Annotated in this window: 10 protein-coding genes; 8 read left to right on the forward strand and 2 right to left on the reverse strand. The window is 60.9% G+C overall.

From position 1 onward, the window contains the following. Window positions 1-104 precede the first annotated feature (104 nt). Window positions 105-3,683, forward strand: coding sequence for a glycosyltransferase (locus BN1188_RS15390; RefSeq protein ID WP_040262298.1), 3,579 nt, complete (start codon window positions 105-107; stop codon window positions 3,681-3,683). A gap of 43 nt (window positions 3,684-3,726) precedes the next feature. Next, on the forward strand, window positions 3,727-7,212 hold the full coding sequence (locus BN1188_RS15395; RefSeq protein WP_040262299.1) for a glycosyltransferase: 3,486 nt from the start codon (window positions 3,727-3,729) through the stop codon (window positions 7,210-7,212). Window positions 7,213-7,453: 241 nt separating this feature from the next. Here the strand turns inward: BN1188_RS15395 and BN1188_RS15400 are convergent, their stop codons facing one another. Both BN1188_RS15400 and vioA read right to left on the reverse strand, forming a co-directional pair. Beyond that, a complete protein-coding gene (locus tag BN1188_RS15400) occupies window positions 7,454-8,737 on the reverse strand; it encodes an ATP-grasp domain-containing protein (RefSeq protein ID WP_040262300.1) in 1,284 nt (427 codons plus the stop codon). Further along, the gene (gene vioA / locus BN1188_RS15405) at window positions 8,734-9,849 is read right to left on the reverse strand and encodes a dTDP-4-amino-4,6-dideoxy-D-glucose aminotransferase VioA (RefSeq protein WP_040262301.1); all 1,116 of its coding nucleotides are present in this window, start codon (window positions 9,847-9,849) and stop codon (window positions 8,734-8,736) included. Before vioA ends, BN1188_RS15400 begins: the two co-directional genes overlap by 4 nt. Before the next feature lie 326 nt (window positions 9,850-10,175). Between vioA and pseB the strand changes: the two genes are divergently transcribed. The 6 genes from pseB to BN1188_RS15435 all read left to right on the forward strand — a co-directional run bounded on the left by pseB (window position 10,176) and on the right by BN1188_RS15435 (window position 16,999). Then, window positions 10,176-11,177 (forward strand): UDP-N-acetylglucosamine 4,6-dehydratase (inverting), encoded by a 1,002-nt coding sequence (pseB, locus tag BN1188_RS15410; protein ID WP_040262302.1) that lies wholly within the window; start codon window positions 10,176-10,178, stop codon window positions 11,175-11,177. Continuing rightward, window positions 11,174-12,316, forward strand: coding sequence for a UDP-4-amino-4,6-dideoxy-N-acetyl-beta-L-altrosamine transaminase (gene pseC / locus BN1188_RS15415; protein ID WP_040262303.1), 1,143 nt, complete (start codon window positions 11,174-11,176; stop codon window positions 12,314-12,316). The genes pseB and pseC overlap by 4 nt, the downstream gene beginning before the upstream one ends. Further along, window positions 12,313-13,011, forward strand: a complete 699-nt coding sequence (pseF, locus tag BN1188_RS15420) for a pseudaminic acid cytidylyltransferase (RefSeq protein WP_040262305.1) — start codon at window positions 12,313-12,315, stop codon at window positions 13,009-13,011. The genes pseC and pseF overlap by 4 nt, the downstream gene beginning before the upstream one ends. Next, window positions 13,008-14,468 carry a UDP-2,4-diacetamido-2,4,6-trideoxy-beta-L-altropyranose hydrolase gene (pseG, locus tag BN1188_RS15425; protein ID WP_040262306.1) on the forward strand — a complete coding sequence of 487 codons (1,461 nt, stop codon included), beginning with the start codon at window positions 13,008-13,010 and terminating at the stop codon, window positions 14,466-14,468. The genes pseF and pseG overlap by 4 nt, the downstream gene beginning before the upstream one ends. Then, complete coding sequence (gene pseI / locus BN1188_RS15430) at window positions 14,443-15,495, forward strand: pseudaminic acid synthase (protein ID WP_088776237.1); 1,053 nt, start codon at window positions 14,443-14,445, stop codon at window positions 15,493-15,495. Before pseG ends, pseI begins: the two co-directional genes overlap by 26 nt. Before the next feature lie 574 nt (window positions 15,496-16,069). Continuing rightward, window positions 16,070-16,999, forward strand: coding sequence for a ketoacyl-ACP synthase III (locus BN1188_RS15435; RefSeq protein WP_040262308.1), 930 nt, complete (start codon window positions 16,070-16,072; stop codon window positions 16,997-16,999). The last annotated feature ends 16 nt before the right edge of the window (window positions 17,000-17,015 follow it).

A 17,015-nucleotide genomic window follows, 5' to 3' on the forward strand; every position in this document is an offset into this window, starting at 1 on the left:
CGGCGGTTTTCCGGCACTCCTTTTGCACTGCTCTGCTCAGTACATCGTTGCCGTCATTTTTCTGGCCGCCCGCAGGCTGAAGCGGCCACCAGGCGAGTTTCTACATGACATCGACACCGCTGGTTTCCATCGCCGTCCTGGTCCAGGACGCTACCCATTTCTACCGCGCGCTTCACAGTGCCCTTGGGCAGAACTACCCGGCCCTCGAGGTGATCGTCAGTGACAGCTCGGGCGACCCGGAGGTGGCCCGGCTGGTGAAGGAGGCCCAGGCCTCATCGACGGTTTCGCTGCGTTACCACGCGCATGCCAAACCCTTGCGCTATCCCGCCGATGTGCAATGGGCGCTTGAACAGGCCAAAGGTGTCTATGTCAAATTCCTGCACAGCGAGGACTGGCTGTTGCCGACCCTGGTGGCGCGTCAGGCCCAGGTGCTCGACGCCTATCCGGACGCCGGCATGTGCTCGGCGCAACGCTGGTTCGCAGACCCCGACGGCGTGTTGCTACCCGTGCGGGTAGAAAACTTCTCATTGATCACCGATGACTCCTTGCTCAAGGGCGGTGACCTGCTGGCCTTCTTTGAAGCCTGGCCCATCAACTTCATTGGTAGCTTGAGCGCGACACTGCTGCGTCGAAATTACCTCAAGCGCGTAGTACCTGCCCTGGTCGATGCCGAAAGCGAATTGCAGGTCGATTTCGACCTGGCGCTCTATGTCAGTGTGCTGCGCCACGGCCATCTCGCAGTGATCGCTCAGACGCTCTGCGCCGAGCGCCTGGAGCCTCTGCGCTACCGAGGGGTAGACGTCGCCGCACGGCATGGGCTGGAACAGGCGGTGGTGGTCCGGTTGATCGGCCAACTCAGTGGCGAGCGGGCACCCTGGCCGGGGTCGGTCAGGGTATGGAGCCTGACTACACCCCCCACCCCGGAAGCCGAGCGTGACTACACGGAGCTGCCGCTTACTCGTCTGCTGCACATCCAGACCCTGACCCAGAATGCCCGGATCGGCAGTAGCGCCCGCACGTTTTCCGAGATGTACCAGCAATGGCTGGCCAGCCGCGACTTCAACGAAGGCGGGCGTGCGCTGTTGCCCGAGCGTGTCGCCAGTTGGCCGTTCCAGCCGCAGATCATGCCGGTGGTGTTTGCCAGAGGCGATCAGGCGGAGCTGGACGCTACCTTGGCCAGCATCGAGGCACAGAGTTACGGCGCCTGTGGCTGCCTGGTGTTGTCCACCGCTCAGGCTGAGCTGGAACAGAAGGGCGCCCACGTCTACGCTCCCTTGCAGGCGGACTGGGCCAGTCAATTGAACGAATTGCTGGTGCAGCTCGAGGGGTTTGACTGGTTCTATCTGCTCGAAGCCGGCGACACCTTGGCCCCCCACGCTCTATTGCAACTGGCTGAGCGTATCGCTACGAAGGAGGGTATCCAGGCCTGTTACAGTGACGAAGACCGTGGCGCGGATCGGCCGCAACCTGAGCCTGTCTTCAAGCCCGATTTCAACCTGGATCTGGCTCGTGCCTACCCCTACATGGGGCGAGCGATTGCCTTCTCCCGACAGGGCTTCGCCGACGCCGGCGGCCTGGATGGCGGGGCTGGCGAAGCGGCGGCGGCGGACCTGGTATTGCGCATGGCCGAGCAATACGGACTGGGCTCGATCCAGCATTTGCCAGACGTGCTGCTGCATGCGAAAGCCTTGCCCTATGCCGGGTGGCTGGCCCTTGGCAGCGTCGCTGAAGGGCATAACTATTCACTGGCCGGCCACCTGGCCCGTCTTGGCCAGGCCTTCGAATGGCGGGCCGCGCAGGTAGGCGACTTCCTCCGCGTGCGCTACGTGCACGAAACCCGGCCTCTGGTAAGCATCCTGATCCTGGCATCGGACGACACGGCCAGGCTGCAGGCCTGCCTCGACAGCCTGCTGGAAAAAACCCAGTACGAACATTATGAGGTGCTGATCGGGGTGGAAGCCTCGGCTCCCCAGGCCACACAGCACTGGCTGCACGCCTTGCAGGGCATCGCTCAAGGCAGGATTCGCGTGGTCGAGCAGGCCGATGGGCAAGTGCGCGGCGAGCGCTACAATGGCCTGGCCCGGCAGGCGCGAGGCGAATACCTGCTCACGCTCAGCGCCGACTGTCGCATCATCGAGGGTGCCTGGCTCGATGAACTCCTGGCCATCGGCCAGCGGCCGGAGGTAGGCATTACCGGTGCCAAGCTGCTGGGGCCAGACGGCCGTATAGAGCATGCCGGGCTGATCCTAGGCTTGCGTGGCATTGCCGGCTCGCCATTTCTGGGCGAGGCCCCCACGGCGCGCGGCTATCTGCAGCGTCTGGTCGTGCCACAGAATTACAGTGCGGTCAGCCAGCATTGCATGCTGATCCGGCGTAGTTTGTTCGAACAATTGGGCGGGCTGACAACGGACGTGCTAGGCGAGCACTGCCCGCATATCGAGTTCTGTCTGCGTGCCGCCGACGTTGGCACCTTGACCGTCTGGACGCCTGATGCCGTGCTGGGCTATCGGTCGGCTCCAGACAATACGGCGCAGCTGCGACCCGGCTACGACCGTGCCATGGCCGAAGCCTATCGCCGGTGGATGCCCCGCTTGGTCAAGGACCCGGCCTACAACCCGAACCTGACCCTGGGCGGCTCGAGCTTCGGCCTGGAGGCGGGCCTGCACGGCGCCTGGCAGCCATTCGAATCGCGGCTGCGCCCACATTTGCTGTGCTTGCCGATCAACCCCGGGGCGGTGGGTCATTACCGGCTGATCCAGCCGTTTCATGAAGTCGAGCGCGCCGGCCTGGCAACGGGCCTGGTGTACCACGGGGTGCCGTCATTGGCCGAAGTGGGCCGCATCCAACCGGATTCGGTCATCTTCCAAGGCCGTTATAGCCTGCGGGCGGCCGAAGGAATCGAGTCGTTCAAGCGCTACAGCCCGGCGTTCAGGGTGTACGAGCTGGACGACTACCTGCTCGATGTACCGGGCGCCAACGAGCACAAGCGTTTCCTGGCCAAGGATATCCAGTCGTCGCTACGTTACAGCGTCGGCCTGTGCGACCGTTTGGTAGTGTCCACCCAGACCCTTGCCGAGGTGATGGCGGACATGATCGACGATATTCGCGTGGTACCTAACATGCTGCCGCCGCAGCGCTGGGCGCACCTGCAAGGTAAGCGACGAGGCGAAGTCAAGCCGCGGGTCGGCTGGGGCGGGGGCACCAGCCATACCGGCGACCTGTTGCTGATCAAGGACGTAGTCAAGGCATTGGCCAATGAGGTGCACTGGGTGTTCTTCGGCATGTGCCCGGAAGAGTTGCGCCCTTATGTGCATGAATACCATGGCTCAGTGCCCTTGGAGGACTACCCGGCCAAGCTGGCCAGCCTGGACCTGGACCTGGCCATCGCTCCCTTGGAACAGCACATTTTCAACGACTGCAAGAGCAACCTGCGTTTGCTGGAATACGGTGCTTGCGGCTTCCCGGTGGTGTGTACCGAAACCCGTAGCTACCGCGGCAGCCTGCCGGTAACGCTGGTCAGCAGCAACGGCACCGAGGAGTGGATAGCCGCGATTCGTTCGCACCTGGCTGATCCTGAGGCCAGCGCCGCCCAAGGCCTGGCGTTGCGTGAGGCGATCCACCGGGACTTCATGCTGCACGGTCCCGCGCTTGGGCGCTGGCTGGAAGCCTGGACACCGGGCTAGTGTCAATTCCAAGCATTCAGTCCATTTTTTTGCAGGAGTCGTAATGGGACCTTCAGCGCTGGTCAGTATCGTAATACCTGCCTACAAGGCCAAGTTCTTCGAGGCAGCGCTTCGCAGCGCCTTTGCTCAAGACTATCCGTCCATCGAGATCGTCATCGGCGATGACTGCCCTACGACTGCAATCAAATCTATCGTCGAGCAGCTGGAACCTGAAAGCCCCTGGCCCATCAAGTACAAGCGCAATGATGTTCAACTCAAGGAAGCGCCTAATGTTACCGATTGCGTGCGGCGCGCCTCTGGGCAATACATCAAGTTTTTGTACGATGATGATCTGCTCGAGCCTAACTGTGTCCGACGCCAGGTCGAAACCTTCGAAGCCTACCCTGGGCTTAGCCTGGTTACAGCTCGCAGGCAGCTGATAGACGAGAATGACCGTCAGCTACCTGACACCTACGCGACACGTTTTCCTTTTCAAGAGAGTACGGTGGTTCGTGGCTGGGAGCTGACCTCCTTTATCGGTGAATATACCTTCAACTTCATAGGTGAGCCGACTTCGGTGCTCTGTCGCCGCGCGGATCTGCTGGATTTCGGCGATAGCATATTCGGACTCATGGGCCAGCATATTGATTGGCTCGGCGATTTGGCAATCTACGCCAAATTGATGCGACAGGGCGATATCGCCATGTTGAATGAAACATTGACGAGCTATAGGGTTTCTTCTTATCAATTCAGCCAAGGGGGGCGGGATGATTACAGCGGCCCGCAAGCCTTTCACAAGCTGTTTCGAAGACTCTTGCTCGAGTCAGGCTGGGTGAGGGCTTCAGCGGATAACACCCATGTCAACACCTGCCCCCTGGCCAATGCCAATTCAAGCGAGCCAACAAAGCCTTATGATTTGGCGGCCTGGCTACATGAGGTACTGCCTGGCTTCGCCCAACCGGATTTCAAACATTGGTTGCTAAGGCGCAACCTCGGGCCATCGAGGCAGGTGCTGCTTGATAACCATGCAGTTGCTCAAGGCGGCGGTCCCGCGGTGCTTATCGTTATCAGTGATCTTGCCAATGATGAAGCCAGCATGCTGCAGACCTTGACCAGTCTTGATCGCAGGGCTCCGCTGCTGAGCAGGACAACCGTTGTGGTTCTCTCGACTCGTCCCGGTGTAGGGTCTGGAAAAGTGGAGGAGGGGTTATACTGGGTAAGTAGTGACCTGGAACAGCGTGCCGGACACCTTAACCAGTTGGTCTCGGAAGTGTCGTTTGATTGGTTCCTTCACTTGCAGGCGGGAGTCCGCCTGAGCCAGGAAGCACTCAACCTGACCTTGATCGAACTGTTAGGGAAGCCAGCATGCCCGGCCATTTTCTGTGACGAAATCTACGCTGACCGTCGGGGCAGCTTGTGGCCGTTGCTCAGAAGCAGCTTCAACTTTGACCAGCTCTTGAGCCTTCCCTTGGGTACGGCCAGTCACTGGCTGTTCCAGCGAGATGCATTGATAGCTGTCGATGGTTTCGATGGTAATTATCCTGAAGCGTTGGAATTGGATTTGATCCTCAGGCTTATCGAAAGCGGTCAGCAAGGCTTCGGTCATATCAGTGAACCGCTGGTTATCCGTCCGGTTGAAGATCTGCATAGCAATCCTGATGAATCACGAGCCTTGCTTGACCACCTGAGTCGTCGTGGTTATTCAAATGCACGGGTAGGGGAGGGGTTGCCCCGTCATTATGAAATCGACTACAACAATAGTGCTGCTCCATCCATCGCTGTTTTGATTTCGGCAAGCGGTTCTTTGGATAGGATGAGACGGTGCGTCACCAGCGTTCTGATGAACACTCAGTATGCATCATTCCAGACCGTGCTGGTCGAAACCGAACAAACCTCGTTGGATGTTCAGCAATGGATGGAAGAATTAGCCTCTGATGCGCACGGAAAGGTTCTGACCTTGCGCAGCGATGAAAAGTTAAAGCTGAACGCAGCCCTCAACGGCGCGGTGGACGCGGTCGAACAGGATTACGTGGTATTTCTCGATCCCGACTGCATCATCGCGGATGGGCAATGGTTGACGCTATTGATTGACCAGGCGATGCGGCCGGAAATCGCTGCGGTTTCCCCTCGCCGGGTAGAGCGTGGGGAGCGTCTGAAAGACGCTGGAGTCCGGCTTGGCCTGGAAGGACCGGCAGAGACAGCTTTGTTCCACCAGGTTCCGGCTCCACTTGAATTCGGCCAGGTTCAACGTAACGTGATCGGAATATCTAGTGATTGCTTCATGATCGCCAAGGCTAAATTCAAGCAGGTTGGAGGGTTCGACGAAGAGCGATTTGCAACACGTTGGGCCGATGTTGATCTGTCACTGAAGCTACATTGGGCGGGTTATTTGAATCTTTGGACGCCACGGGCGTGGGTAGCCTTGACTGAGCCGGTCCGCCGAGCCCAATCAGCGTCCGCGACGGACACCCAGGCAATGTATGCGGCATGGGGCGGATCACTGGGCCGCGATCCCACCGCCAGCCATCTCTATCAGCTACGTGGCACCGGTTTTGAATTTGATAGGGATCCGCAAATCCTGTGGCGGCCCTTAAGCTTCGCGGGCTTGCCTGTCATAGTTGGAAGCGGGCAGCCTGGCGCTTTGGACTATCGAATCGGTAAGCCGCTGGAAACCATGCGTTACGCTGGTCTTGTCGAGGGCGGCCTCATTGACCACACGCCTTTACCTAGTGAGTGGCTTCGTTTGATGCCGGGCACCGTCGTGGTTCCGGCCAGCGCCTTGCATCAGGTCGACCTGCTCGACGTTGTAAAGGTCGAGTTCGCCCCGTGCCGAGTCTGCGATCTTGCGCATGCAGACGAAGCGCTCATTGCTTCAAAAGCGCTTGAACTCACCTTGGGACGCTTTGACAGGGTACTTGTCGCTACCAGCGAGCAGGCGGAGCGATTGTCCGGCACACACTCCAATATCGAGGTCATACCTACCCTGTTACCCCCTGATCTTTGGGCGAACCTGTCTGTTTCCACGCAAACGGGTTCCAAAGTTCGGATTGGCCTGGTATGTGATCAGCCACAGGAGCTGGATCTGGAGCTTCTTGGCCGCTTGATGGAGGATGTTGCAGGTGAAGTGACATGGGTGGTTTACGGCCAGTTACCAGAGCCTCTGCGTGAGTCAGTGCACGAGTTTCATCCGGCCGTCGACCCCATCCGTTATCCGAGCCACTTGGCAGGATTGGGAATAGAGATCGCTATTGTCGCAGTAGCTCAAACGTTCAGCGCTTCGGCCAGGTCGGAGCAGCGTGTACTCGAGCACGGCGCATGCGGGAGTGCCGTCATCACCAGCAGCCAAAGCGAATGGCCAGCGCTAAAGGTGGAACACACAGTGGAAGCATTCCGCCTAGGGCTGCGGCAGTGGCTGGACAATCGCAATGAAGCCCGGGTCAGCGCGGAGCGACTGCAGGTAGCGGTGTCCAGCGAAGGGCTGCTCCAAGGGGAAAGCGCGCGGTGTTGGCTTGCAGCCTGGCGGCCGCTGGAAGGGCTACCGAAAACCTGACAGCGTGATAGACGCAAGCTAGCTATTTAGCATCAGCTTGCATCTTGACCTAGGCACGCTAGCGCGTGGAATCGGTCCCCTGCTTGCTCCTGTAGCTGCCCGGTTGTCCGCCCTGCCCAGGTATTGTCGCCTGAACGTTGACTGAGCCATCACTTCGCAGGCGGCAGCGCCAGCCGGGCCAGCAACGAGCCATAAGCTCGTAGACGTTTGTACTTCCTTAGGCGTAAAGCAACTAGGGAGTTCAAACGGGTACGCCTTCGAGCAGCATTTCGATCATGCTGCAATCGAACGTGGGAATGCCACATGTTTCTGCGACGTCACGGCGCTCGGCAAAGCTATCGTCCACAAGAATGGCTTCGGGCTCCTTGATGAAGGCAGACTTCGGACGGCCATCAGTGATGTGAATCACATCATCGAACAAGCCGGTGAGTCGATATTGTCGTAATGTCGCCTCAACATCGAAGCGGTGACGAGTGATCAATTTGACCGTGATATTTCGGTTATGGCACTGGAAGATGAACGCGATGAGGTCAAGGTTGACCTTCGTTCTCAGGATGAGTGTGTCATCCAAATCAATGTACGCAATTGAAAATCGTATGCCGTGCTTGTAGCGGTTGGCCAGGGCGCGGTCGATTTCGAGTGGCCCCTCATAGGTAAGCAAGCCTAGAGGCAGGCGTTCATGTTCATAAATTCCAAGCAACGGAAAATTGATGCCACGTACTCGGTTCAAGGCCATGGATCCTGCGATGCGCGGTGCCACCTCGAGGAGCGCCAGCTCTCCGTCGCTCGCCCGCTTGACTTGGAAAAACCATGGGCCGCGCATTTGTAGCCGGTCTCCGATCAGCTTCGCCATCTTATGAGCTTCCGGTAACTCAACCCCTTCGCTATTGACGGCGATACCGTTGCGCATCCGCACGCGACGCCGGCTACCTGCAAACAGCAAGCCCCGCTCTCGGTCGGAGAAGCAGTCTACGGTGTATTCTTCGCCTGGCAGATATTCGCATATCAAGGGCGCTTTCACGGTATTCAAAGCCTGTACCAGCTCGGCTCGATTATTTACCCGAACCGCCCCTTGGCTGCCTTGACCGCGGTCGGGTTTCACGAACACTGGAAAGTGGCTTACGTCATCTGGCAGGCCATACACTTTCGGTACCTTGACGACCCTTTCCAAGGCCTCGTAAGTCAGGGACTTGCTTCGCGTGAGACGACATACGTCCGCGCTCGCTGAAATGACGGGGCAGGGCAATTTTTCCGCGGCATCCTGCAAAGCGACGATCACATCGTCATAAGCGGGGTAAATGTAGTCTATCGAAAGTCGCGCACATAGCTCGACCAGTTCACCGAGCCATTGCGGCTGATGTATGTTGGCAACTTCGTGATATTCGTCGAATACAAATCGAGCAGGATTGCTCACAGGCTGTCCCGCGCCGAACACATTGATGTCCTTGCAGCTTCGCAAAGCATTGTGGATTTCCAGACCGACTTCGGTGCCTGCGGGAAATACGAGAACGTTGCGAGCCCTCATTTGGCGGCACCTTGATCAAGCAGCCGGCACACGGTATCCACGATTTCGTCTGGAAGATCCGGATAGATTGGCAGGCAGAGGATTTGTGACGATATACGCTTCGCGACCGGGAGCTTACCCAAATCTGCTGAAGGCAATCCGCGATACATGGGGAACTCGGAAATCAAGGGGTAGAAATAGCGGCGCGCCAGGATATCGTGCTGACGCATGAGCTCATAGACCTGGTCACGGCTCAGGCCGTAGCGTTCCGTCACAAGGATCGGAAAGTAAGAGTAATTGGGTTCATGTCCCGAGCGCTGCTCGAACAGCTCCAATCCAGCGATGCGGCCTATTGCGGCGCGGTAACGCTGGTCAATACGCTGGCGCATGCTCAGCGCTCGATCGATATGACGTAATTGAAGCAGGCCGAACGCTGCGTTGATTTCGCTCATCTTCCCATTGATGCCTGGGGCAACGACAGTGACCTCGTCAGCGAAGCCGAAATTTTTCAGGTAGTCGATGCGTTTTTTTGTCTTGGCATCGGGACAAACGATGGCGCCGCCTTCGAAGGTATTGAAAACCTTGGTGGCGTGGAAGCTGAGTATGGAAAGGTCGCCGTGGCGTAAAACGCTGCTGCCATTGTGTCGAACACCGAATGTATGGGCCGCGTCGTAGATCACCTTCAACCCATAGTTATCCGCAATCCCTTGAATGCGTTCTACATCGCAAGGCGTGCCGTAGCAATGGACCGGAAGGATAGCGCTGGTCTTGGGGGTGATCGCCTTCTCGATGCTGGAGGGATCCAGATTGCATGTCACTGGGTCGATATCGACGAACACAGGAGTCAAGTCGTTCCATAGAAGCGAATGCGCGGTTGCAACGAACGAATATGGCGTAGTGATTACCTCGCCAGTAATACGCAAGGCTTGCAACGCCGTGACCAGCGCCAGCGTCCCGTTGGCGAACAGACATAGATGGTCCACGCCCAGGTAGTCTGCCAAGGCCAGCTCAAGCTGCTCGTGGAAGGGGCCCCCGTTGGTCAATCGACGGCTTTCCCACATCTGCTCCAGATAGGGAATGAATTCCTCCAGCGGTGGAAGCAAGGGGCTGGTAACCGGGATGACTTTTGACATGAGCGTACCACTCCACGAGTCAGGCCACCCTCATTTGGGTCTGACCGTCAAGAAAACGATCACGGAGTGGCATCGATTGTGGTTCAGCAAATACTCTGCCAAGCCGGGACCGAGTACCTCGCGAGGTCCGTGACTTCCCAAGGTGCGGTAGCGTGGGAACACCCTTAGATAGGATGAGGCCCGGGTCAGCAATACGGTTCTCTACCTCGGGTGTTAAAAAGCCACGACCCGCCGCTTGGCCTGCATATTGCTCAAAACTCCCGCAACAGGGCCGCGGTCAAAAAACCGACTGTCCCTCATCTGGTCCCGGAAAAGTAGGCATCGCTATGTTCGACGGAAAATCCCTGCTCATCACCGGCGGCACCGGTTCGTTCGGGCGCCACTTCATTCGTCGTCTGCTGGAGCGGTACCAGCCGCGGCGCGTGGTGGTGTTCTCCCGTGACGAGCTCAAGCAGTACGAGATGCAGCAGGTGTTCAACGCGCCCTGCATGCGCTATTTCCTTGGTGATGTGCGTGACGCCGAGCGTCTGCGTACCGCCATGCGCGGGGTGGACTACGTGATACATGCCGCCGCCCTCAAGCAGGTGCCGGCGGCGGAATACAATCCGGGCGAGTGCATCCGCACCAACGTGACGGGCGCCGAGAACGTGATCGCCGCGGCCATCGAAAACCATGTGGCGAAGGTCGTGGCCTTGTCCACGGACAAGGCCGCCAGCCCCATCAACCTCTATGGCGCCACCAAGCTGCTGTCAGACAAATTGTTCGTGGCGGCCAACAACATCGCTGGGGAACAGGCCACGCGCTTCGCCGTGGTTCGCTACGGCAACGTGGCGGGGTCGCGCGGGTCGGTGGTGCCGTTCTTCCGCAAGCTGCTGGCCGAGGGCGCCGCCGAGCTGCCGATCACCGACCCGCGCATGACGCGCTTCTGGATTACCCTGGACCAGGGCGTGCAGTTCGTCATGGACAGCTTTGCCCGTATGCACGGCGGCGAAATCTTTGTGCCGAAGATTCCTTCCATCCGCATCGTTGATCTGGCCACGGCCCTGGCGCCCTCGCTGCCTCAGCGCACGGTGGGGATTCGCCCCGGCGAGAAGCTGCACGAACTGATGGTCCCCCAGGATGACGCGCGCATGACCCTGGAGTTCGCCGACCATTTCACTATTCAGCCGTCGGTGCGCTTCACTAGCGTAGACCTGGACTTCGCCCTGGATGCTCGTGGCGAACGGGGCGCCGCCGTGGATGAGGCCTTCGAGTACAGCTCCGACACGAATCCCGAGTTTCTCGACGTGGCAGCCATCGCCCGACTGCATGCCGGGTTGGAGTCATGATTCCGTACGGTCGGCAAAGCGTCGATGAAGCGGACATCGACGCAGTGGTGCAAGTGCTGCGTTCGGACTGGCTGACCCAGGGGCCGGCAATCGAGCGATTCGAAGCGGCCATGGCCAGCCGCTGCGGCACCGACCACGGGGTGATGGTGAGCAACGCGACCGCCGCCTTGCACCTGGCTTGCCTGGCCGCCGGGCTCGGCCCGGGAGAGTGGTTGTGGACCAGCCCCAATACCTTTCTGGCATCGGCCAATTGTGGCCTGTACTGTGGCGCCCAGGTGGACTTCGTCGACATCGATCCCTTCACCTGGAACATCAGCGCCCAGGCCCTGGCGGCCAAGCTGGCGGTGGCTAAGAGGGAAGGGCGTTTGCCCAAGGTGGTGGTGGCGGTGGCTTTCGCTGGTCAAAGCTGCGACATGGCTACCTTTGCCGACTTGGCGCGCCAGTACGGCTTCACCCTGATCGAGGATGCGTCCCACGCGGTGGGTGCGTCCTACCAAGGGCAACCCGTGGGCAGCGGCCAGTACGCGGACATGACGGTGTTCAGCTTTCATCCGGTGAAGATCATCACCACCGGGGAGGGTGGGCTGGTGGTCACTCGCCATGCCGGGCTGGCCGAGCGCCTGCGACGCCTGCGCAGCCACGGCATGACCCGCGACCCGGCCCTGATGACCGAGCCCAGCCATGGACCCTGGTATTACCAGCAGCTTGAGCTGGGCTTCAACTACCGGGCCACTGACCTACAGGCGGCGCTGGGCGTATCCCAGCTGGCGCGCCTGGATGGCTTCCTGGAGCGCCGCCGCGCCCTGGCCACCGCCTACGACCAGGCCCTGGCCAGGTTGCCGCTGCGCCTGCCCGCGCGCCAGCCTGGCGCCGAATCGGCCTGGCATCTGTATGTGGTGCGGGTGCCGCAGCGCAGGGATGAGGTGTTCGCCGCCCTGCGCGCCGCGGGTATCGGTGTGAACGTGCATTACATTCCGGTGCACCTGCAGCCCTACTATCGGCAACTGGGCTTCGGCCCGGGCGACTTCCCCGAGGCGGAAGCCTATTACCGTGAAGCCCTGAGCCTGCCCCTGTACCCAGGCCTGACGGCCACCGAACAGCGTTATATCGTCGATACCCTGACGGGGGCGCTGGCATGAGCAAGGTCGCCATCATCCCGGCGCGAGGGGGCAGCAAGCGCCTGCCTGGCAAGAACCTGCGGCCGTTCAACGGCCTGCCCATGATCGCCTGGTCCATCCGCGCCGCGCGGCGCGCAGGGTGTTTCGACCGGATCGTGGTCAGTACGGACGATCCAGCCATCGCCGAGCTCGCCCTGGCCGAAGGTGCCGAAGTGCCTTTCCTGCGCCCGGCCCTGTTGGCCGACGACCACACCGGCACGCTGCCCGTGGTGGCTCATGCCCTCGAGCAGTTGCCCCAGGCGAGCCTGGCCTGTTGTCTGTACGCCACCGCGCCGCTGGTCCAGGCGCGTCACCTGCGCGAAGGACTGGCACTGCTGGAGGCGCGCCCGGATAAAAGCTATGCGTTTTCCGTATGCACCTTCCCGTTCCCGGTACAACGTGCCTTGGTGCTCGAGCCTGAAGGCGCCTTGACCGCGCTCTACCCCGAGTACCGCACTACCCGGTCACAGGATTTGCCGACGGCCTATCAGGACGCTGGGCAGTTCTATTGGGGAAGGCGGGAGGCCTGGCTGCGCGGCGATCCGCTCTTCTCGCCCTGCAGCCTGCCGGTGCAGTTGCCACGTTACCTAGTGCAGGACATCGATACCGAGGAAGACTGGCGACGCGCGGAATTCATGCACCAGGCGTTGAGCGCGGCGGGAGAGCTTGAATTGTGAATGTGCTCTTTCGCGCCGATGCGTCCAGCCACATCGGGGTAGGGCACCTGGCCCGTTGCCTGACGTTGGCGCTCGAGCTGCGTCGACGAGGTGTCCAGGCGAGTTTCGCTTGCCGTGAGCTGCCGGGCTTTGACCCGGCCATGGTGCAAGCTCAGGGGTTCGCGCTTATCCGCCTTCCGATCGACGGGGATGACTTGGCGGCCCTGGATGGGCAGCGCTTCGATTGGCTGGTGGTGGACCATTACCAACTGGACGCTCATTGGGAAAAGCGGGCACGCGCCATCGCCGAACGCATCGCGGTGATCGACGATCTCGCTGACCGACCGCATGATGCCGACCTGTTGCTGGACCAGAACCTGACCGCCTCCCGGGAGCTTTACCAACCCCTGTTGCCTTCGACCTGCCAGCGGCTGCTGGGCCCGCGCCATGCGTTGCTGGGCACCGCCTTCCAAGGCAATGCGCGACCGGCATCGGCGCGGGTTCGCCGCGTATTGGTCAGTTTCGGCGGCTTCGATGTAGCCGGCATGGCGCTGATGGCCTTGCAGGCTTTAAGCGCCTGGCCGGAATTGGAGGTGACGCTATTGGCGGGCCACGGTCATCCGCGCTGGGCTGAATTGCAGAGCAAGGTAGCAGCCCACCCAGGATGGCGATTGCTTGGCTACAGCGCCCAGATGGCCGAGCTGATGGGCGAGGCCGACCTGTTCATCGGGGCTGGCGGCGGCACCACCTGGGAGCGCGCTGCCCTGGGCTTGCCCAGCCTGTGTGTGGCAGTGGCCGCGAACCAGGTGGGCAATGCCGAGGCGCTGGCCCGGGCCGGGGGTCACCTCTATCTGGGTTTGGCCCGAGACCTGACCCAGGACGCCTTGCGTGGCGCCATAGCCTTATTAATCGCCAATGCCCCGCTGCGCCAGAGCCTGGCCGAGCGGGCCCGCCAGCTAGTGGACGGCCGCGGCGCACAGCGTATGGCCACGGCTTTGCTGGGGCCGCTGCTGAGCTTGCGGGCCGCCACGGCGGACGACGCTCAGCGGCTGTTCGACGGGCGAAACGCCGAGGCGGTGCGCCTGGCCTCCCATGATACCCGGCCGCTGGACTGGCCACTGCATCTGGCCTGGCTGTACGGCACCCTGGCCGATAAGCGTCGGGCACTGTTCATTGCCGAGGTTGGGGGGCAGGCAATCGGCATGCTGCGCTACGACCGCCATCCCAGCGAGCCGGGGCGCGCCGAAGTGTCCCTTTATCTGTTCGAGGCCTGGCTGGGGCAAGGCTGGGGGCGGTGGCTGTTGCGGGCAGGGGAGGCCTGGCTGATCCGGCATTGGCCGGATGTCATCCGTGTCGACGCGACGGTACTGCCTCACAACAAGGCTTCGTTGCAGCTGTTCCGCCTCGCCGGGTTCAGTCAGCAGGCGTGTGAATTCACCCAAGCATTGGAGCATCGAGATGATCAAGATCGGTCATAGACAGGTGGGTGCAGATAGCGCGCCCTTGGTGATCGCGGAGATGAGCGGCAACCATAATCAATCCCTGGACCGTGCGCTGGCCATCGTCGACGCCGCCGCCCAGGCCGGGGCTCATGCGTTGAAGTTGCAGACCTACACCGCTGACACCATGACCCTGGACCTGGACGAAGGCGAGTTCCATATCAGCGACCCGGATAGCCTCTGGGCGGACACCTCGTTGTATGCCCTCTATCAGCAGGCGCATACGCCCTGGGAATGGCACGGGCCCATTTTCGAGCGAGCCAGGGCCAGGGGTATGCTTGCATTTTCGTCACCCTTCGACGAGACCGCTATCGACTTCCTCGAAACCCTCGATGTGCCGGCCTACAAGATCGCCAGCTTCGAAAACACCGACCTGCCACTGATCCGCCGCGCCGCGGCCACGGGCAAGCCGCTGATCATTTCCACCGGCATGGCGAGCCTGGCCGAGCTGGAGCTTTCCGTGAGCACGGCGCGGGAAGCGGGCTGTCGTGACCTGATCCTGCTCAAATGCACCAGCACCTACCCCGCCACGCCACAGAACACGCACCTGCGCACCATTCCCCATCTGCGCGAGCTGTTTGGCTGTGAGGTGGGGCTGTCGGACCACACCATGGGTGTGGGAGCGGCGGTGGCGGCCGTGGCTTTAGGGGCTACCGTGGTAGAAAAGCACTTTACCTTGAGCCGCGCTGAAGGCGGCGTGGACGCCAGCTTTTCCCTGGAGCCGACCGAACTGGCCAGCCTGGTCACCGAGACCGAGCGAGCCTGGCAAGCGTTGGGGCAGGTGCGCTATGGGCCAACGGTCGCCGAACGCAAGTCCATGGTGTTTCGCCGCTCGCTCTATGTCACCCGGGATCTGGTCGCGGGCGAGGTATTCTCCAGTGAAAACGTGCGGGCCATCCGCCCCGGCCTCGGGCTGCCGCCACGTCACCTGGAGGCGATCCTGGGACGCAAGGCCCGTCAACCCATCAAGCGCGGTACGCCCCTGGCTTGGCCCTTGGTGGATTGACCCCCGCCGGTTCCCCAGCTGGCGCTGGGTCCCACCCAGAGGCCCGGCTGCAAACGCGGCTAGGTAGCAACCCGCGAAGCGGGTGCAATCCGTTCCCCAGCTGGCGCTAGGTCCCACCCAGAGGCCCGGCTGCAAACGGGGCTGGGTAGCAACCAGCGAAGCGGGTGAAATCCGTTCCCCAGCTGGCGCTGGGTCCCACCCAGAGGCCCGGCTGCAAACGGGGCTAGGTAGCAACCAGCGAAGCGGGTGAAATCCGTTCCCAGCTGGCGCTGGGTCCTACCCAGAGACCCGGCTGCAAACGGGGGCTGGGTGGGAACCAGCGAAGCTGGTGAACGTTGCTCCCAGAGCGGCGCAGGTCCACAGACCTGCTCGAGAAGCCCGGCCGCAACGCAAATGACAAGCCTGTCACGTGACCTGCCAGTCATTTTGCGCATCTCCACAATATTGTAACCTGACACGTCTAGGCGCCCGGGCGGCCTTCCATCGCCCTCGGCTTGCCCGCTCAGGTCTCCGTCAGCGCTACGTCGGGGTGGCGGCGCGTTGTTCCAGCGATTCTTCTTTTTGGGAAGCCAGAATGATTGGCATCAAAAGCATAGCGAGTTACGTACCGGCCGCCGGCCTGGACAATTACGCGCAAGGTGCGAAATTCGGCAAGGATGAAGACTTCATCCTGGGCAAGATTGGTTCGGCGTTTCTGCCACGCAAGGCGCCGGAGCAGGAAACCTCCGACCTCTGCGTGGAGGCCGTGAATACGTTGTTCGCCAACAATCCCACCTTGCACAGGGACGCCATCGACGCTCTGATCGTCGTGACCCAGAACGGTGATGCCGAAGGGCTGCCGCATACCGCGGCCATTGTGCAGCATAAGCTGGGCCTGACCACCACGGTGGCGGCCTTCGATATTTCCTTGGGTTGCTCTGGATATGTGTACGGGCTGTATGCCCTCAAGGGCTTCATGGAAGCCGCCGGGTTGAAGAATGGCCTGCTGGTCACCGCCGACCCCTATTCCAAGATCGTCGACCCGGAAGATCGCAACACCACCATGCTCTTCGGCGACGCTGCCACCGCGACCTGGATGGGCGAGGATGCGGTCTGGCAGCTGGGCAAATCCATGTTCGGTACCGACGGGGCAGGGGCCGAGCACCTTAAGGTGAACGATGGCGTGTTCTATATGAACGGCCGTCAGGTCTTCAACTTTGCCTTGCTAAAGGTGCCACAGCACCTGGCTGCCTTGCTGGAAGCCTCGGGACTCAGCGCTGACGATATCGACGCCTACTGCATCCACCAGGGCAGCGCGGCCATCGTCGACGCCGTGGCGCGCCGTTTCGAGGAAGACAAGCCCGAGAAATTCGTCAAGGACATGGTCGAGACCGGCAATACAGTATCGTCGAGCATTGCTCTGCTCCTGGAGAAGCACTTGATGGATTCCAGCTGGAAACGTGTAGCCATCAGCGGTTTCGGTGTCGGTCTGTCGTGGGGTTCGGCTATCCTTTACCGCGAATAGGTTTCGCGGGCGCAAC

This window comes from Pseudomonas massiliensis (genome assembly GCF_000826105.1).
In the GTDB taxonomy this organism is placed as follows: Bacteria; Pseudomonadota; Gammaproteobacteria; order Pseudomonadales; family Pseudomonadaceae; genus Aquipseudomonas; species Aquipseudomonas massiliensis.